Source organism: Allobosea sp. (assembly GCF_051860145.1).
Classification (GTDB): Bacteria; Pseudomonadota; Alphaproteobacteria; order Rhizobiales; family Beijerinckiaceae; genus Allobosea.
The window spans coordinates 270,539-285,756 of sequence record NZ_JBHYEM010000005.1 but is presented as its reverse complement, the minus strand read 5'-3'; the positions used below and the strand labels follow the sequence as shown (position 1 = coordinate 285,756).

Below are 15,218 nucleotides of genomic sequence, written 5' to 3'. Positions count from 1 at the left end.
TTCAGCTCATAGTGTCGAAAAGGATACTGTCATGCCGCCCCGCTTTCAGGAGCCCTATTGTTCCGCGGGCTGTCCCGTCGAGGCGGCGCTCGGGCTGATCGGTGGCAAGTGGAAGGGCATCATCCTCTATCATCTGTTCGAGGGCACGATGCGCTTCAACGTCATCCGCCGGCGAATGCCCGGCGTCACGCAGCGCATGCTGACGACGCAATTGCGTGAGCTGGAGGCCGACGGCCTGCTTGTCCGCGTGGTCTATCCGGAGGTTCCGCCGCGCGTGGAATACAGCCTCTCCGTCAAAGGCCGCACGCTGGAGCCGGTCATCATGGCGCTGAAGGCCTGGGGCGAGCGCCATGCAAAGCAAGCGGCCTGAGCCCGTTGCGCCCGACAAAAGGCCGCCGCCCCGTAGGACGGCGGCCGGAATGTGTCGCGACGATCAGTAGTAGTAATGCCACCTGCCGCGGCGCCAGACCCGGCGGCGCCACCGCCGCCTGCGCCGGCGCTGATTCCGCCTGTGCCAGGCGCGATGCGCGCGCCAGCGCGGGCCGGGCGGCATATGGCTGAATTCGGCATCGGTTTCGTCGAGCGCTGAACTGTCGAGCAGCGCCGTCTCGAGGGCCTGTTGAGACGTTTCCGTCGTCGGACGGGCCAGCGCCGCGCCGCCTGTGGCGACCGCGAAACCGCCGACCAGCGTGACGACGAATGAGCGTCTGTCCATGTGTTTCCTCCTTGTCTTGCTCCACCGGAGCCAAGGAGAAACGATCGCGGGCGCGGTCGGGTTCCTGTCTTCGAGACACGTCAGGGCGCCTCGGTCTCATGCGGCCGGTCAGTAAGGCAGCCCGACATAATTCTCCGCCAGCGCTGCCATCGCATGGTCGGAGGAGACCAGATAATCGAGTTCGGCGCGCTGCATGCGCCTCGCGAAGGCGCCGTTTTCGGGGAAATGGTGCATCAGCGAGGTCAGCCACCAGGAGAAGCGCTCGGCCTTCCAGACGCGGGCCAGCGCGTGCGCGGAATAGCTGTCGATCCCCGCCACCGAACGCTCGATGAAGAATTCGATCAGCGCCCGTGACAGGTAATGCACGTCGCTGGCCGCGAGATTGAGCCCCTTGGCGCCGGTCGGCGGCACGATATGGGCGGCGTCGCCGGCCAGGAACAGCCGCCCGAAGCGCAGCGGCTCGGCGACGAAGGAGCGCAGCGGCGCGATCGATTTCTCGATCGAGGGGCCCGTCACGAGCGCCTCCGCCGTGGCGGGATCGAGGCGCCGGCGCAGCTCGTCCCAGAAGCGGTCGTCGGGCCAGTTCCCGACATCGTCGTCCAGCGGGCATTGCACGTAGTAGCGGCTGCGTTGCGGCGAGCGCATCGAGCATAGTGCGAAGCCGCGCTCGTCGCCGGCATAGATCAGCTCGTGCGAGACCGGCGGCACGTCGGTCAGGATGCCGAGCCAGCCGAAGGGATAGGTCCGCTCGAAGGTCCGGAGCACCGCCTCCGGCACGCTGGCGCGCGAGATTCCGTGATAGCCGTCGCAGCCCGCGATGATCGCGCAATCGAGCCGTCGCGGGGCGCCGTGCAGGCTGAAGGTGACGTGCGGTCTCTCGCCATCGAAGGCGTGGAGCGCGACGTCCTGCGCCTCGAAGATCGTCGCCGCTCCCGCCGCGGCGCGCAGGTCCATCAGGTCGCGCGTCATCTCGGTCTGGCCGTAGACGGTGACATGGCGGCCGCCGGTCAGACGGCTGAGGTCGATGCGGTGCCGGCTGCCGCCGAAGAGCAGGTCGAACCCGTCATGGCGCAGCCCCTCGGCATGCAGCCGGGTGCTGGCGCCGACCTGGTCGAGCAGCCCGACCGTGCCGTCCTCCAGCACGCCGGCCCGGATGCGCGACAGCACGTGCTCGCGGCTGCGGCGTTCGAGGATGACACTGTCGATCCCCGCCTTGTGCAGAAGCTGGCCGAGGAGGAGGCCGGAGGGACCCGCGCCGATGATGGCGACCTGCGTGCGCAAAACCGTTCCTCCGGGCTCCCGCTCTGACGGCGGCTCCGGATTAAGTTGCCATAGCAACGATCACGGGAAAAGCGCCATCTCCAGTTCCGCGATGCTGCCGAGGCAGAGATCGCTGATCGGCTCGAGGGTCGTGCGCGTGCCGGTCCCGGTCAGGACGCCGACGCGTAGCCCGGCCTTGGCGGCGCGGCCCATCTCCATGTCGTGAGCGTTGTCGCCGATCACGGCGACCTCGCCGGGCACGAGCCGGCAGGCCTCGCAGAAACCCTGCACCATGCCCGGGCCAGGCTTCACGCCATGGCCGGAATCATAGCCGGCGAGGAAGGAGAGGTGCGGTGCCAGGTTGAAATGGGCGGCGGTGGCGGCGACCGCCCCCGCGCTGTCGCTGGACGCGATCCCGAGCGCGAGCCCCCGCGCCCTCAGCCGCTCGAACAGGCCGGAGAGATCGCAGACCGGGATCATTCGCGGCACGGCGCTCTGGAACAGGGCGTCCAGCTTTTCGGTCAGTGCCGGGATGTCGAGCGGGCTTCCCGCCCCGTGCCAGGCCGTCGCCAGCTCCCGCGTGCTTGCGGCTGCGAGCAGGCTGTCGGCCTGCGCCTGCCCGGTCTCGGGGTCGGCGCCGCCGCGCAGCAGGAGCCTGGCGGCAAGCGCGGCGTCGCCATTGGCGGCGAGGAGGCCGGCCTCGCGGTTGATCGGCGGCCAGCTCGCCGCATAGTCGAGCAGGGTGCCGTCCTTGTCGAAGAGCAATCCGCGAAGCGCGACCATCCTGCGTCACAGGACCGGGATGACGTCGACCGCGACCGCGACCTTTTGCGAGCCGGGGCCGACGATTACGCCGTCGAGCGGCGAGACGTCGGCATAGTCGCGGCCGATCGCGGTGACGATATGGTCGTCGGCGACGATGAGGTCGTTGGTCGGGTCGAGCCCGATCCAGCCGGTTTCGGGGCCGCACCACAGGCTGACCCAGGCATGGCTGGCATCGGCGCCTTCCAGCCGCTTCTCGCCGGCCGGCGGAATGGTGCGGATATAGCCGCTGACATAGGCGGCCGGCAGCCCGAGGCCGCGCAGGCCGGCGATCATGATATGCGCGAAATCCTGGCAGACGCCGTGGCGCTGGTGGAAGGCCTCAGCGAGCGGCGTCGAGACCTCGGTCGCGTCCGGATCATAGGTGAAATCGGCCCGGATGCGGCGCATCAGCTCGCTTGCGGCCTCAAGAACGGGCCGCCGCGGCGCGAAGCTCTCGCGCGCATAGTCCACGACCTCCGCGACCGGCGGCACGAGCCGGCTGGGATAGAGCTGGTGGGCCGGGGAATCGGGCGCGAGGCTGCGCGAGGCGAACGCCAGCGCGCCGACCTCCTCCCAATGCCGGGTCAGGCCGGGGAAGGGGGGCGCCGGCCGCGCGACCTCGACGCGGGCCCGCATGTCGAGCTTGAGCTCGCGATGCGGCTTCGAGATCGTCAGCGTCGTCATCTGGTTGCCGAAGAAGCAGATCCCGTCGATGCGCTCGCTCGAGCGCGGCGAGGCCGTGAGCGAGCTCTTGCGCACGCTCTGCCCGCCATCGTCGCGCGGCAGCAGCCGCAGGATGCAGCGCGCGAAGGGCACCGGCCGGCCATAGGCGTAGGTGGTGAGATGGCGAACGTCGTAGATCACGCGATGCCCGTCATCCGCGAGCCTTCCGGCTCGCTGTTCTGCAGGAAATAGCGGTCGGCCACCGCGCTCGACAGGCCCATCAGTAGCTGCTCGAACAGCAGGATGCTGGTGCGGTCGAGCCGGCCCGCCTCGGCGGTGCGGCATTCGGCGGCGAGCTTCAGCGCCAGCCGGCGCGGCGCCTCCAGCATGCCGTCCTCGTTCAGCGTCGGCAGGCCGGCGATCTCGGCGTCGAGGCGGTCGATCTGGAAGGCGACCGAGCGCGGGTTGTAGGGATCGAGCATGACGAGGTCGAGCACGGGCGCCAGCGATGCGCCGAGCAGATAGCGCGAGCGATAGGTGATCTGCGAATCCGTCAGGTCGAGCAGGGCGTCGAGGCAGTCGCTCGGGGCGGCGGAATCGGCGAAATGGCGGGCGAAGCGGCAGGTCGCGATGCCGCGCTCCAGCCGCCGGCCGATATCGAGGAAGCGCCAGCCGGCCCCGCGCACCATGTTCTCCTGGGAGAGGCCCGAGAAGGCCGCCAGCGTCTTCAGCGCCCGGTCGGCGATCTCATAGGCTTCGCCTTCGCTGCCCTGTTCCTCGGGGGTGAGCGTCAATTGCCGCTGCAGGTCGCCGAACAGCCGCCAGGCGTCGACCGACAGGCGTTCCCGGATGACCGAGGCGGTGCGGCGTGCCTCGCGCACGGTCGCCAGCGCCGAGCCGTAATGCTCGAGCTCATGCAGGGCGGCGGTGGCCTGGGATGCTGGCGACAAGCCTTTCTCGGCCGGCGCGGCGCCCCAGGCAGTCAGCAGATTGGCGAGGCGGCGCAAGGTCTCGGCGCGGTCGGGCGTCGCGTCGTCGGCGTCGATCAGGCGGCCGAGCAGGGCCCGCACCAGGCGCAGCGTCGCTTCCGTGCGCTCCAGATAGCGTCCGAGCCAGAACAGGTTGTCGGCCGCCCGGCTCGGCAGGGTGCCCATCATGCGCCGGATGCTGATCCGGTCGGCGCTCGGCAGCAGCGTCACATGCTCGACCGGCCTGTCGGACGTGACCCAGACGTCGCTGGAGCGAACGTCGTTGCCCATCGTCACGGCGCGCGCATCGGCATCGTCGGAAATCCGGCAGAAGCCGCCCGGCATCACCGTCCAGCCATCGGGTGTCGCGGCCGCGAAGACCCGCAGCGTCACCGGCCGGGGCTGAAGCCGGCCCTCCTCGAAAATCGGCATCGTCGACAGGCGCACGACCTCCTGGCCGACATAGTCGACGCCGCGCGCCTGGATATGCGCCCGCAAGGCCTGGCGTGCCTCCGGCGCGAGCTCGCCGGGCAGGGTCGGCCGGTGAACGAGCCCGTCGGCGGGCGCGCGGAAGGCCGGCGCGACGCTCATCTCCTCGAGCCGCTCCAGCACGGTCGCGCGTGCCCCGTCCTGGCCGCACCACCAGGTCGCGATATTGGGCAGGATCAGCTCTTCCCCGAGCAGGCGCTCCGCCAGCGCAGGCAGGAAGCTCATCAGCGCACGCGCCTCGACCACACCTGAGCCGAGCCCGTTGGCGATATGGACATTGCCGCGCCGGACCGCCTGGACCAGCCCGGCGACGCCGAGCGCGGAGGCGGCGTTGAGTTCGAGCGGGTCGGAAAAATCACCGTCGATGCGCCGCCAGATCACGTCGGCACGCTTCAGGCCCGCGATGGTGCGCACATGCACCCGCCCGTCCCGCATCAAGAGGTCGCCGCCCTCGACCAGCAGGAAGCCGAGATAGCGCGCCAGATAGGCCTGCTCGAAATAGCTTTCGTTGAGCGGGCCCGGCGTCAGCAGGCAGATGCGCGGCTCGACCCGGCGCGAGCTGGCGACCAGCCCGGCCCGGAAACCCTGGAAGAACGAGGCCAGCCGCTCGATATTCATCGAGCGGAACAGGTCGGGGAAGGCGCGCCCCAGCGCCAGCCGGTTCTCCAGCGCGTAGCCGGCGCCCGAAGGCGCCTGCGTCCGGTCGCCCAGCACCCACCAGCGGCCGTCCGGCCCGCGCCCGAGATCGGCGGCATAGAGCTGCAGGCTGCCGCCATTGCCGGTGCCTTGCACGGGTCGCAGGTAGTCCGGGCTTCCGGTCACGATCGTCGCCGGCAGCAGGCCCTTGGCGATCATCTCGCCCGGCCCGTAGATGTCCTCCAGCAGCGAGGCGAGCAGGCCGGCGCGCTGCGCGACGCCCGCGGCGATCGTTTGCCACTCGGCGCCGGTGATCACCAGCGGCACATGGTTCAGCGGCCAGGAGCGCTCGCCGGCGAGCGGGTCGCTCTCGTCGAGCTCGCCATGCACGCGGTAGGAAACGCCGGTGTCGCGGACATGTCGGTCGGCGAGGCCGAAGCGATGGCCGAGCTCGTCGAGCGAGAGCCCGCTCCACTCGCTCAGGAACGGCTCCCATTGCGGGCGCACCGTGCCGTCCGGCGCCATGAGCTCGTCATAGGCGCCCGGCAGCGGCCGGTAGTCGGCCAGCAGCGCGCTGCGCCGCTCCGCTCGGACGCGTGTCGAGGGGGATCGGCCTTGGAGAGCCATCGCCTTGGTCAATGTCCCGCTGGGCGGCGCAGGTCGAGGGTCATCGGGAATTCCGGGCTGCGCTCGTCCACCGGAATCACCAGCGCGCCGGGACTATGACCGATCGCTTCGAAACGGGCGAGACGGCGCGCCTCGGCCTCGTAGGAATTCACCGGCGGTGTCTCATAATTGCGCCCGCCCGGATGGGCGACATGATAGACGCAGCCGCCCAGCGAACGGCCGGCCCAGGCGTCGACGATGTCGAAGGTCAGCGGCGCGTGGACCGGGATCGTCGGATGCAGGCCGGAGGCCGGCTGCCAGGCCTTGAAGCGCACGCCGGCGATCGCCTCGGCCGAGCCGGCAATCTGCGTCATCGGCAGGCGCCGCCCGTTGCAGGTGACGAGATGCCGGCCGGGGACGAGCCCGCTCGCCCTGACCTGCAGCCGCTCCACCGAGGAATCGACATAGCGCACCGTGCCGCCGGCCGCGCCCTGCTCGCCCATCACATGCCAGGGTTCGAGCGCCTGCCGCAATTCCAGCTCGACGCCGCCTTGGCTGACCTTGCCGTAGAACGGGAAGCGGAATTCCTGCTGCGCCTCGAACCAGACCGGATCGAACGGGTAGCCGGCGCGACCGAGATCGGCGAGCACCTCGCGGAAATCCTGCCAGACCATCTCCGGCAGCATGAAGCGGTCATGCAGGCTGGTGCCCCAGCGCACGAGCTTGCCCTCCTGCGGCTCGCGCCAGAACCAGGCGATCAGCGCACGCACCAGGAGCTGCTGCGCCAGCGACATCCGCGCATCGGGCGGCATCTCGAAGGAGCGGAACTCGACCAGCCCGAGCCGGCCGGTGGGGCCGTCGGGCGAGTAGAGCTTGTCGATGCAGATCTCGGCGCGATGGGTGTTGCCGGAGACGTCGACGAGAAGGTTCCGCAACAGCCGGTCGACGAGCCAGAGCGGAATCTTCGGCTCGCCCGGCTTCGGCACCATGCCGAGCGCGATCTCCAGCTCGTAGAGCTGGTCGTGCCGGGCTTCATCGACGCGCGGCGCCTGGCTGGTCGGCCCGATGAACAGGCCGGAGAACAGGTAGGATAGCGAGGGATGGCGCTGCCAGTAGAGGATGATGCTCTTGAGCAGGTCCGGGCGGCGCAGGAACGGGCTGTCGGGCGGCGTCACGCCGCCGAGCACGACATGGTTGCCGCCGCCCGTTCCGGTATGCCGGCCGTCGACCATGAACTTTTCGGCGCAGAGCTTGCTCTCGCGTGCCTCCTCATAGACGCCGCGCGTGATCTCGACCGCTTCGCGCCAGTTCTTCGCCGGGTGGATATTGACCTCGATCACGCCGGGGTCGGGCGTCACCTTGACGACGTTGAGCCGCGGGTCGGCTGGGGGCGCATAGCCCTCGATATGGACCGGCAGGCCGGTCGTCTCGGCGACGCTCTCGATGCTCGCGATCAGGTCGAGATAATCCTCCAGCCGCTCGACCGGGGGCAGGAAGACGCAGAGCACATTGTCCCTGATCTCCAGGCTGAGCGCGGTGCGCACATGCTCGCGCCCGATCTCCTGCTCGACGCGGTCCTGCGCGTTGCCGCTCGCCTGCCCGTCGCCCGGTCGGGAGAATTGCGTGGGGGCATAGCCGGGCGCCGGCGGCTCTTCGGCAAAGGCCGGATCGGCGGCCGGGGTGGAAGCCGGGAGCGGCGCGCGCTCCTCCATCGGATCCTGCGGGTGGATATGCGGATATTCCGCCTCGGTCACGGCCGGGAGCGAGCCGAGCGGCAGCCGGTAGCCGACAGGCGAATCGCCCGGCACCAGGAAGAGCTTGCCGCGCCGCAGCTTCCATTTCTCGGAACGCCAGCGCCGGTCGCCGGCCTGGCTCTGCCAGCGCTGCACCGGGATGACGTAGCCGCGCGGATTGCCGAGCCCGAGCGCGAACACCCTGGCCATGCGGGCCCGCTCTTCCGGGTCGGCCAGGCGCGGGTCGAGCGGGTCGACATTCTCCGGAAGCTGAGCCTCCTTCAGCAGCCAGTGGCCGGTATCCTCATAGGCCGGCACGACATGGTCCGCGCCGATGCCGAGCTTCTCGGCGAGGTCGGCCGCCAGCGTCTCCGCGTCGCGGATCGAGCTCGCGATCTCGTGCTCGCGGTCGCCGCCGGTCGGGGCGCCCGGCTCCCGGGCGATCAGCTCGGCATTGCGCCAGATCGGCTCGCCGTCCTGGCGCCAGTACAGCGCGAAGGCCCAGCGCGGCAGGCTCTCGCCGGGATACCATTTGCCCTGGCCGTAATGCAGCATCCCGCCCGGCGCGAAACGGTTGCGCAGGCGGCGGATCAGCTCGTCGGCGCGGCGCCGCTTGGTCGGGCCGACCGCGTCGATGTTCCATTCCGCCCCGGCCTGGTCGTCGACGGCGACGAAGGTCGGCTCGCCGCCCATGGTGAGGCGCACGTCCCCGGCGACGAGGTCGGCATCGACCATCTCACCCAGCGCGTCGAGCCGCTGCCAGGACTCGTCCGAGAAGGGCAGGGTGATGCGCGGCACCTCGTGCACGCGGGCGACGTTCATCGAAAAGTCGAAGCTGGTCTCGGCATAGCTCGCGACGCCGCTCACCGGCGCGGCCGAGCGATAATGCGGCGTGGCCGCCAGCGGCAGATGGCCCTCGCCGGTCAGCAGGCCGGAGGTCGGATCGAGCCCGATCCAGCCGGCGCCGGGGATATAGACCTCGGCCCAGGCGTGGAGATCGGTGAAATCCTTGTCGGTCCCCCGCGGCCCTTCGAGCGGGTCGATATCCGCCTTCATCTGGATCAGGTATCCGGAGACGAACCGGGCGGCGAGCCCGAGCCGACGCAGGACCTGAACGAGCAGCCAGCTCGTGTCGCGGCAGGAGCCGGAGCCGAGCTGCAGCGTCAGGTCGGGCTCCTGCACGCCCGGCTCCATGCGGATGCCATAGGCGATCATCTGCTGCAGGCGGGCATTGAGATCGACGACGAAATTGACCGTGTTGACCGGCTCGCGCGAAATCCCGGCCACGAAGTCGGCGAGCAGCGGCCCCGCCGGCTCGGTGACGAGATAAGGCGCGAGCTCGGCCTGGAGCTCGTCCGGATAGGCGAAGGGAAAGGTTTCCGCGTCGCTCTCGACGAAGAAGTCGAACGGGTTGATCACCGTCAGCTCGGTGACCAGGTCGACCTCGATGCGGAACTCCGTCACCGGCTCGGGAAAGACGTAGCGCGCCAGCCAGTTGCCGCTCGGGTCCTGCTGCCAGTTCACGAAATGCTGTGCCGGCGACACCTTCAGCGAATAGCTCTTGATCGCTGCCCGGCAATGCGGCGCGGGTCTCAGGCGGATGATCTGCGGGCCGAGCGTGACCGGGCGGTCGTAACGGTAATGGGTGAGGTGGTTCAGCGCGGCGATGATGGCCAAGGGCGGCACCTGCTCGAATGGGCGTGCCCGCGGCACGGCTGCCGACAGGATAGCGAGTGCCGCGGGCCCCGGCAAAGGCGCGCGCTGCGCAAGAAGAGGTCGATGCGCGAGGCGGTTGCGCAAGAAGCGTGCATCTGCACGTCCGGGGTGCGCTCCGCCTTTCGACCGGCTGGACATCGGGCGCCAACTGGTTCCAGAGTGAGCCCAAGCGGCGGCGAAAACGCCCGCTCAGTGAACCAATGGGGATGTTTCCATGCGTCATATCGCAAAATTGATGACCGCTTCCGCCTTCACGGCGTTGATGGCGACGACGGTGCTGGCCGACACGCCGAAGGATACGGTGGTCATGGCCAAGCAGATCGACGACATCATCACGCTCGATCCGGCCGAGGCCTTCGAGTTCTCCGGCGTCGAGGTCGGAGCCAATGTCTATGACAAGCTGATCGGCGTCGATCTCGCCAAGAACAACGAGCTCGTAGGCGAGCTTGCCGAGAAGTGGACGGTCAGCGAGGACAACCTCACCTACACCTTCAAGCTGCGTCCGGGCGTGAAATTCCACTCCGGCAACGCGCTGACGGCCGCGGACGTGGTCTATTCCTTCCAGCGCGCCGTGACGCTGAACAAGTCGCCCGGCTTCATCCTGACCCAGTTCGGCCTGAACAAGGACACCGTGCTGGAGAAGGTGAAGGCGGTCGACGACCTCACCGTGCAGGTGGTCGTCTCCAAGCCCTACGCGCCGACCTTCTTCCTCAACTGCCTGACCTCGGGCGTCGCCTCGATCGTCGATTCCAAGCTGGTCAAGGCCAATGAGAAGGACGGCGATTTCGGCAATGGCTGGCTCAAGCTGAACTCGGCGGGCTCGGGCGCCTACAAGGTCCGCGCCTATCGCCCCAACGAGCAATATGCGCTCGACGCCAACGAGACCTGGTACAAGGGCGCGCCGAAGAACAAGCGCGTCATCGTTCGCCACGTCGCCGAGCCGGCCTCGCAGCGCCTGCTGCTGGAGAAGGGCGACATCGACATGGCGCGCAACCTCTCCAAGGACCAGCTCGCCGCGGTCAAGGACAAGGCCGACATCCAGATCGTCCAGGGCGACAAGGGCTATATCCTCTATCTCGGCCTGAACCAGAAGAACCCGAACCTCGCCAAGCCCGAGGTGCGCGAGGCGCTGAAGTGGCTGGTCGATTATTCGGCGATCGAGAAGAACATCGTCGAGGGCACCTACAAGCACCACGAGTCGTTCCTGCCCAAGGGCTTCCTCGGCGCGATCACCGACAAGCCCTATACGTTCGATCCGGCCAAGGCCAAGGAGCTGCTCGCCAAAGCCGGGCTGAAGGACGGCTTCACCGTCACCATGGATGTCCGCTCGGTCAACCCGATCACCGACATCGCCCAGGCGATCCAGTCGAGCTGGGGCCAGGCCGGCATCAAGCTCGAGCTCATCCCGGGCGACGGCAAGCAGACCCTGACCAAGTATCGCGCCCGCACCCACGACATCTATATCGGCCAGTGGGGCCCGGATTATCTCGATCCGCACACCAATGCCGAGACCTTCGCCATCAACGAGAACAATGGCGAGGACGCCAAGTCGAAGACACTCGCCTGGCGCAATGCCTGGGACATCCCGGACATGACCAAGAGCACCCAGGCGGCCGTGCTCGAGACCGACGCGGCCAAGCGCAAGACCGAATATGAAGGCATCCAGCGCGACCACCAGAAGGTCTCGCCCTTCGTCATCATGTTCCAGCAGGTCGAGGTCACGGCCGAGCGCAAGAACGTCAAGGGCTGGGTGATCGGCCCGAGCTCCGACACGAACTTCTACTGGCCCATCGCCAAGAACTGAGCCGTTTTGGCATTGATGCCCCGCTGCAGCCGAAAGGCCGCAGCGGGTTTCTTGCTATTCTTTGCTGTTGAACGGCCCGGGCGGAAGCTTGCTTTCACGCTCGGTGCCCTGCAGAAGCGCCCGGTTTTCGGGTCAGGTCGAATTGGGCGGGTGAATGGCGTCATCGCGTGAGACATGGGCGGGCTGGTCGGCGCGCTGGGGCAGGATCGCCGGCCGCGAGCTGACCACGGTCGCGATCACGATCTTCGGATTGCTTCTGGTCACCTTCCTGATCGCGCGCGTGATGCCGATCGATCCGGTGCTCGCCGTGGTCGGCGACCGCGCCCCGGCCGATGTCTACGAGAGGGCGCGGCTCGATCTCGGACTCGACAAGCCGCTCTGGCAGCAATTCGGCATCTATGTCGGCAAGGTCTTCACCGGCGACCTCGGCACCTCGGTGCTGACCGCGCAAAAGGTCACCGACGACATCAAGACGGTGTTCCCCGCGACGCTCGAGCTGGCGACGCTCGGCACGCTGATCGGCGTCGTGCTCGGCGTGCCGCTCGGCATCCTCGCCGCCGTCAACCAGGGCCGCTGGCTCGACCAGATCGCCCGCGTCATCGGCCTGATCGGCTATTCGATCCCGGTCTTCTGGCTCGGCCTGATGGGGCTGCTGCTGTTCTACGCCAAGCTCGGCTGGGTCGCCGGGCCCGGTCGGATTTCCATCGCCTGGCAGGATTTCGTCACGCCGGTCACGGGCGTCATCATGCTGGACGCTGCATTGCAGGGCGAATGGGAGGCGTTCTGGGACGCCTTCTCGCATCTCATCCTGCCGGCCTCGGTGCTCGGCCTGCTCAGCGTCGCCTATGTCAGCCGCATGACCCGCAGCTTCATGATCAACGAGCTGCAGCAGCAATATGTCATCGCCGCACGGGTGAAGGGGCTCTCGGAGACGCGCGTGATCTGGGGTCATGCGCTGCGCAACGCCGTCGTGCCGCTGGTGACGGTGATCGCGCTCTCCTATATGCATCTGCTCGAGGGCTCGGTCCTGACCGAGACCATCTTCGCCTGGCCGGGCCTCGGCCGCTACCTCACCAATTCCCTGCTCAATGCCGACATGAACGCCGTGCTCGGCAGCACGCTCGTGGTCGGCGCCGTGTTCATCGGCGTCAACCTCCTCTCCGACATCATCGGCCGCCTGGCCGACCCGCGGGCACGGTGAGGCCATGGCCATGACCGACCGCAGCACGACCGAGCAGAGCTGGACCGCCTGGCTCGTCAGCGATTCCCCGACATCCCGCCGCCAGGCCCGGCTCGGCCAGTTCTACCGGCAATGGCTCGCCTTCCGGCGCAATCCGGCCGCTATCATCGGCCTGACCATCGTCGTGCTGCTTCTGCTGGTCGCGGCCTTCGCGCCGCTGATCGCCACGCATGATCCGCTGACGCAGGTGCTGGACAAGCGCCTGCTGCCGCCTTCGGCAACCAACTGGTTCGGCACGGATTCGCTCGGCCGCGACATCTTCAGCCGCATCGTCTACGGCTCGCGGGTGACGCTGGTCATCGTGCTGCTGGTGGTGATCACGGTCGGGCCGATCGGGCTCCTGATCGGCGCGGCGGCAGGCTATCTCGGCGGCTGGGTCGACCGCATCCTGATGCGCATCACCGACGTCTTCCTCGCCTTTCCGCGTCTCGTGCTGGCGCTCGCCTTCGTCGCCGCGCTCGGGCCCGGCCTCGAGAACGCCGTCATCGCCATCGCCTTCACCGCCTGGCCGCCCTATGCCCGCGTCGCCCGCGCCGAGACGATGATCATCCGCAACCAGGACTATATTTCCGCAGTGCGGCTCCAGGGCGCCTCGCAATGGCGCATCGTCCTCAAGCATGTCGTGCCGATGTGCCTGCCCTCGCTGATCGTGCGCACCACGCTCGACATGGCCGGCATCATCCTGACAGCCGCCGGCCTCGGCTTCCTCGGGCTCGGCGCCCAGCCGCCGATTCCCGAATGGGGCGCGATGATCTCGGCCGGCCGCGAGCAGATCTTCGATCAATGGTGGGTCGCGACTTTCCCGGGCCTCGCCATCTGTGTCGTCGCGCTCGGCTTCAACCTGCTCGGCGACGGGCTCCGCGACGTCATCGATGCGAGGTGAGATGATGCGCGCACCCGGCACGCCGACCGAACAGCCGCTTCTCGAACTCGAGAACCTGCGGGTCAATTTCCATACGTCGACGGGCATCGTGCGCGCCGTGCGCGGGCTGTCCTTCACGCTCGGGCGCGAGCGGCTCGGCATCGTCGGCGAGTCGGGTTCCGGCAAGTCGATGACCGGCCGTGCCATCCTCGACCTGATCCCGCATCCCGGGGAGGTCCTGGCCGATCGGCTCGCCTATCGCGGCCAGGATCTCCTGACCATGGACAAGCGCGCCCGCCGCAAGCTGCGCGGCCGTCATATCTCGATGGTGATGCAGGACCCGAAATTCTCGCTGAATCCGGTGAAGACCGTCGGCGAGCAGATCGCCGAGGCCTATCGCGTCCATCACAAGGCGAGCGCCCGCCAGGCGAGGGAGCGCAGCCTCGCCATGCTGGAGGCGGTGCAGATCCGCGAGCCGGACCGCGTCTACAGGCTCTACCCGCACGAGGTCTCGGGCGGCATGGGCCAGCGCGTGATGATCGCGATGATGCTGATCGCCGAGCCCGACATCCTGATCGCCGACGAGCCGACCTCGGCGCTCGACGTCACGGTGCAGTTGCAGATCCTGAAGATCCTCGACGATCTGGTCACCAGCCGCGGCATGGGGCTGATCTTCATCAGCCACGATCTTCATCTGGTGAAGTCCTTCTGCGACCGCGTCATCGTCATGTATGGCGGCAAGGCGATGGAGACGCTGGCGGCGGGCGATCTCGAGGCCGCGCAGCATCCCTATACCCGCGGCCTGCTCGGCTGCCTGCCCGACCTCGACCATCCCAAGGCGAAGCTCGCCACCCTCACCCGTGATCCGGCATGGCTGGCATGACCACGCAACCCGCCATTTCCGTCGAGAAGCTCAACGTCTCCTTTGGTGATTCCCATGTCGTGAAGGACCTCTCCTTCACCGTCGCGCCGGGCGAGAGCTACGGCATCGTCGGCGAGTCCGGCTCCGGCAAGTCGACGGTGCTGCGCGTGCTGGCCGGGCTGAACCGCGAGTGGAGCGGCGACGCGACCATCTTAGGCACGAAGCAGCCCAAGATCCGCGGCAGGGCCTTCTATCGCGCCGTGCAGATGGTCTTCCAGGACCCCTATGGCAGCTTGCATCCGAAGAAGACCGTCGACGATACGCTCGCCGAGCCGCTTGCCATTCACGGCATCCGCGATGCCGAGGCGCGGATCGAGCGCGCCATGGCCGATGTCGGCCTGCCCGGCGGCTTCCGCTTCCGCTACCCGCACCAGCTCTCGGGCGGCCAGCGCCAGCGCGTCGCGATCGCGCGCGCCCTCGTGCTCGAGCCGACCATCCTGCTGCTCGACGAGCCGACCTCGGCGCTTGACGTCTCGATCCAGGCCGAGGTGCTGAACCTGCTCCAGGCGCTGCGCAAGGAGCGCAACCTCACCTATATTCTCGTCAGCCACGATCTCGCGGTCGTCGCCCATATGTGCGAGCGGCTGCTGGTCATGCAGTTCGGCAGGGGCGTCGAGGAAATGACGGCGGCGACGCTGGCCGCCCGCGCGCCGCAGACGGCCTATGCCCAGCAATTGCTGACGGCGAGCGAGGGTTTTCGGCGCGAGGCCGTTTGAGCGGCCCGGTCTGCGCAGCACCGCTTGGGCGGTCGGCTGAAAGCGTCTAAGTCTCGTCGCAGCGGCAGGTTAGGATCGACCTCC

Annotated in this window: 12 protein-coding genes; 6 read left to right on the top strand and 6 right to left on the bottom strand. The window is 68.3% G+C overall.

Annotated elements, in window-relative coordinates:
• The first annotated feature begins 31 nt into the window (after positions 1–31).
• Positions 32–370, top strand: a complete 339-nt coding sequence (locus ACTIF2_RS11440) for a winged helix-turn-helix transcriptional regulator (protein WP_439497186.1) — start codon at positions 32–34, stop codon at positions 368–370.
• A 63-nt stretch (positions 371–433) separates the two neighbouring features.
• Here the strand turns inward: ACTIF2_RS11440 and ACTIF2_RS11435 are convergent, their stop codons facing one another.
• The 6 genes from ACTIF2_RS11435 to ACTIF2_RS11410 form a co-directional block, all read right to left on the bottom strand.
• Complete coding sequence (locus ACTIF2_RS11435; RefSeq protein ID WP_439497185.1) at positions 434–715, bottom strand: hypothetical protein; 282 nt, start codon at positions 713–715, stop codon at positions 434–436.
• A gap of 108 nt (positions 716–823) precedes the next feature.
• On the bottom strand, positions 824–1,996 hold the full coding sequence (gene pobA, locus ACTIF2_RS11430; RefSeq protein ID WP_439497184.1) for a 4-hydroxybenzoate 3-monooxygenase: 1,173 nt from the start codon (positions 1,994–1,996) through the stop codon (positions 824–826).
• Positions 1,997–2,056: 60 nt separating this feature from the next.
• A complete protein-coding gene (locus ACTIF2_RS11425; protein ID WP_439497183.1) occupies positions 2,057–2,758 on the bottom strand; it encodes an HAD family hydrolase in 702 nt (233 codons plus the stop codon).
• Positions 2,759–2,764: 6 nt separating this feature from the next.
• Positions 2,765–3,643: a transglutaminase family protein gene (locus ACTIF2_RS11420; protein ID WP_439497182.1), complete on the bottom strand. Its 879-nt coding sequence runs from the start codon at positions 3,641–3,643 to the stop codon at positions 2,765–2,767.
• Complete coding sequence (locus ACTIF2_RS11415) at positions 3,640–6,162, bottom strand: circularly permuted type 2 ATP-grasp protein (protein ID WP_439497181.1); 2,523 nt, start codon at positions 6,160–6,162, stop codon at positions 3,640–3,642. The genes ACTIF2_RS11420 and ACTIF2_RS11415 overlap by 4 nt, the downstream gene beginning before the upstream one ends.
• Before the next feature lie 8 nt (positions 6,163–6,170).
• A complete protein-coding gene (locus ACTIF2_RS11410) occupies positions 6,171–9,551 on the bottom strand; it encodes a transglutaminase family protein (protein WP_439497180.1) in 3,381 nt (1,126 codons plus the stop codon).
• Between the two features lie 253 nt (positions 9,552–9,804).
• On the opposite strand from ACTIF2_RS11410, the gene ACTIF2_RS11405 reads away from it, so the two are divergent.
• The 5 genes from ACTIF2_RS11405 to ACTIF2_RS11385 all read left to right on the top strand — a co-directional run bounded on the left by ACTIF2_RS11405 (position 9,805) and on the right by ACTIF2_RS11385 (position 15,134).
• Entirely contained in the window at positions 9,805–11,394 is a 1,590-nt protein-coding gene (locus ACTIF2_RS11405; protein ID WP_439497179.1) for an ABC transporter substrate-binding protein, read from the top strand.
• 154 nt (positions 11,395–11,548) lie between these two features.
• On the top strand, positions 11,549–12,595 hold the full coding sequence (locus ACTIF2_RS11400; RefSeq protein ID WP_439497178.1) for an ABC transporter permease: 1,047 nt from the start codon (positions 11,549–11,551) through the stop codon (positions 12,593–12,595).
• A 10-nt stretch (positions 12,596–12,605) separates the two neighbouring features.
• Entirely contained in the window at positions 12,606–13,517 is a 912-nt protein-coding gene (gene nikC / locus ACTIF2_RS11395) for a nickel transporter permease (RefSeq protein WP_439497177.1), read from the top strand.
• 1 nt (position 13,518) lies between these two features.
• The gene (locus ACTIF2_RS11390) at positions 13,519–14,379 is read left to right on the top strand and encodes an ABC transporter ATP-binding protein (protein ID WP_439497176.1); all 861 of its coding nucleotides are present in this window, start codon (positions 13,519–13,521) and stop codon (positions 14,377–14,379) included.
• Complete coding sequence (locus ACTIF2_RS11385; RefSeq protein ID WP_439497175.1) at positions 14,376–15,134, top strand: ABC transporter ATP-binding protein; 759 nt, start codon at positions 14,376–14,378, stop codon at positions 15,132–15,134. Before ACTIF2_RS11390 ends, ACTIF2_RS11385 begins: the two co-directional genes overlap by 4 nt.
• Positions 15,135–15,218: the final 84 nt, after the last annotated feature.

Excerpts from the sequence above, each read along its gene's own strand:
- nikC (WP_439497177.1), top strand. The coding sequence starts at position 12,606 with ATGACCGACCGCAGCACGACCGAGCAGAGCTGGACCGCCTGGCTCGTC.
- ACTIF2_RS11435 (WP_439497185.1), bottom strand. The coding sequence starts at position 715 with ATGGACAGACGCTCATTCGTCGTCACGCTGGTCGGCGGTTTCGCGGTC.
- ACTIF2_RS11425 (WP_439497183.1), bottom strand. The coding sequence starts at position 2,758 with ATGGTCGCGCTTCGCGGATTGCTCTTCGACAAGGACGGCACCCTGCTC.
- ACTIF2_RS11385 (WP_439497175.1), top strand. The coding sequence starts at position 14,376 with ATGACCACGCAACCCGCCATTTCCGTCGAGAAGCTCAACGTCTCCTTT.
- ACTIF2_RS11400 (WP_439497178.1), top strand. The coding sequence starts at position 11,549 with ATGGCGTCATCGCGTGAGACATGGGCGGGCTGGTCGGCGCGCTGGGGC.
- ACTIF2_RS11405 (WP_439497179.1), top strand. The coding sequence starts at position 9,805 with ATGCGTCATATCGCAAAATTGATGACCGCTTCCGCCTTCACGGCGTTG.
- ACTIF2_RS11440 (WP_439497186.1), top strand. The coding sequence starts at position 32 with ATGCCGCCCCGCTTTCAGGAGCCCTATTGTTCCGCGGGCTGTCCCGTC.
- ACTIF2_RS11415 (WP_439497181.1), bottom strand. The coding sequence starts at position 6,162 with ATGGCTCTCCAAGGCCGATCCCCCTCGACACGCGTCCGAGCGGAGCGG.
- ACTIF2_RS11390 (WP_439497176.1), top strand. The coding sequence starts at position 13,519 with ATGATGCGCGCACCCGGCACGCCGACCGAACAGCCGCTTCTCGAACTC.